The 2,006-nt window shown below is 72.2% G+C and carries 3 protein-coding genes; all 3 read right to left on the reverse strand.

Annotated features, from left to right (window positions below):
* Nucleotides 1-102: 102 nt before the first annotated feature.
* Nucleotides 103-1,059 carry an electron transfer flavoprotein subunit alpha/FixB family protein gene (locus ACZ4XX_RS39890; RefSeq protein ID WP_468512713.1) on the reverse strand — a complete coding sequence of 319 codons (957 nt, stop codon included), beginning with the start codon at nucleotides 1,057-1,059 and terminating at the stop codon, nucleotides 103-105.
* 38 nt (nucleotides 1,060-1,097) lie between these two features.
* The gene (locus ACZ4XX_RS39895) at nucleotides 1,098-1,883 is read right to left on the reverse strand and encodes an electron transfer flavoprotein subunit beta/FixA family protein (RefSeq protein WP_468512714.1); all 786 of its coding nucleotides are present in this window, start codon (nucleotides 1,881-1,883) and stop codon (nucleotides 1,098-1,100) included.
* A 28-nt stretch (nucleotides 1,884-1,911) separates the two neighbouring features.
* The coding region (locus ACZ4XX_RS39900) for an acyl-CoA dehydrogenase family protein (protein WP_132919430.1) at nucleotides 1,912-2,006 on the reverse strand (95 nt) is incomplete at its 5' end.

Genomic DNA, 2,006 nt, shown 5'->3' on the forward strand with positions numbered 1-2,006 from the left:
TCCCGGGCTGGTGGGGGGGGGGGCGGGGGGGGGGGGGGGGGGGGGGGTGGCGAGCGCGCCCCCCCCCCCCCCCCCCTTCCCATGTCAGCGCGCGCGGACGGGTCAGCGGGCGCCGATCTCGTCCGTCAGCTGCGGCAGCACCTCGAAGAGGTCGCCGACCACGCCGTAGTCCACCAGGTCGAAGATCGGGGCCTCGGCGTCCTTGTTGACCGCGACGATCGTCTTCGACGTCTGCATGCCGGCCCGGTGCTGGATCGCGCCGGAGATGCCCGCCGCGACGTACAGCTGCGGCGAGACCTGCTTGCCGGTCTGGCCGACCTGGTTGGAGTGCGGGTACCAGCCGGCGTCCACGGCGGCGCGGGAGGCGCCGACGGCAGCGCCGAGCGAGTCGGCCAGCTTCTCGACGACCGCGAAGCCCTCGGCCGCGCCGACACCGCGGCCGCCGGAGACCACGATCGCGGACTCGGTCAGCTCCGGGCGGCCGGTGGAGACGCGCGGGGTGCGCGCGACGACCCTGGCGGCGTTGCCGGTGAAGGAGACGGTGACGTTCTCGACCGTGCCGGCGGCCGAAGAGGCCTCCGGGGCGGCGGAGTTCGGCTTGACGGTGATGACCGGCACGCCGTGCGTGACCGTCGAGCGCACCTGGTACGAGGCGGCGAAGACGGACTGCGTGGCGACCGGGCCGTTCTCGCCGGCCTCCAGCTCCACGGCGTCGGTGATCAGACCGGAGCCGAGGCGGAGCGCGACACGGGCCGCGATCTCCTTGCCCTCGCCGGAGGAGGTCACCAGGACGGCGGCCGCCCCCTTCTCCTGGGCGAGCTGGGCGAGCGCGTCGACCTTCGGCACGACCAGCTGCTCGGTGAACTCGGCGCCGTCCGCGACGTACACGGTCGCGGCGCCGTACTCGCCGGCGGTGGCGGCGATCGAGGCCGCGGCCTCGCCGGCGCCGAGCACGACCGCCGAGGGCTCGCCGATCCGGCGGGCCAGGGTCAGCAGTTCGAGGGCCGGCTTGCGGACCGCACCGTCGGCGTGGTCCACGAGAACCAGGATCTCAGCCATGATTCGTTGCTCCTGTGGGGTGTCAGGCTGACGGCAGGTCAGATGAACTTCTGGGTGGCGAGGAAGGCGGCGAGCTGCTTGCCGCCGTCGCCCTCGTCCGTGACGATCGTGCCCTTCGTGCGCGCGGGGCGCGCGGCCACGGCGTCGACCAGGGTCCACGCCCCGGCGAGGCCCACCTCGTCGGCGTCGATGTCCAGGTCGTCCAGGTCCAGCTCCTGGACCGGCTTCTTCTTGGCGGCCATGATCCCCTTGAAGGAGGGGTAACGGGCCTCGCCGGACTGGTCGGTGACCGAGACGACCGCCGGCAGCGGGGCCTCGAGGAGCTCGGTGGCGGCGTCGCCGTCACGGCGGCCCCTGACGAGACCGTCCTCGACGGAGAGCTCCGACAGCAGGGTGACCTGCGGCAGGCTCAGCCGCTCGGCGAGCAGCGCGGGCAGCACGCCCATGGTGCCGTCGGTCGAGGCCATGCCGCAGACGACCAGGTCGAAGCCGGTCTTCTCCAGGGCCTTGGCGAGGATCGCCGAGGTGGCGATGACGTCGGAGCCGTGGATGTCCTCGTCGTTGACGTGGACGGCCTTGTCGGCGCCCATCGACAGCGCCTTGCGCAGCGCGTCCTTGGCGTCGTCCGGGCCGACGGTGACGACGGTGACCTCGGCGTCGTCGGACTCCTCGGAGATCCGCAGCGCCTGCTCGACGGCGTACTCGTCGAGCTCCGACAGCAGACCGTCGACCTCGTCGCGGTCGACCGTCAGGTCGTCGGCGAAACCGCGGTCGCCGGTCGCGTCGGGTACGTACTTCACACAGACAGCGATCCTCAGGGTCACGGCCTGGCTCCTTTCAAGTGACAGACGATTACGGGAGGTTGCGGGCCATGACGATGCGCTGGACCTGGTTGGTGCCTTCGTAGATCTGGGTGATCTTGGCGTCGCGCATCATGCGCTCGACGG

This window comes from Streptomyces sp. NPDC029956 (assembly GCF_055574655.1).

Excerpts from the sequence above, each read along its gene's own strand:
- ACZ4XX_RS39890 (WP_468512713.1), bottom strand. The coding sequence starts at position 1,059 with ATGGCTGAGATCCTGGTTCTCGTGGACCACGCCGACGGTGCGGTCCGC.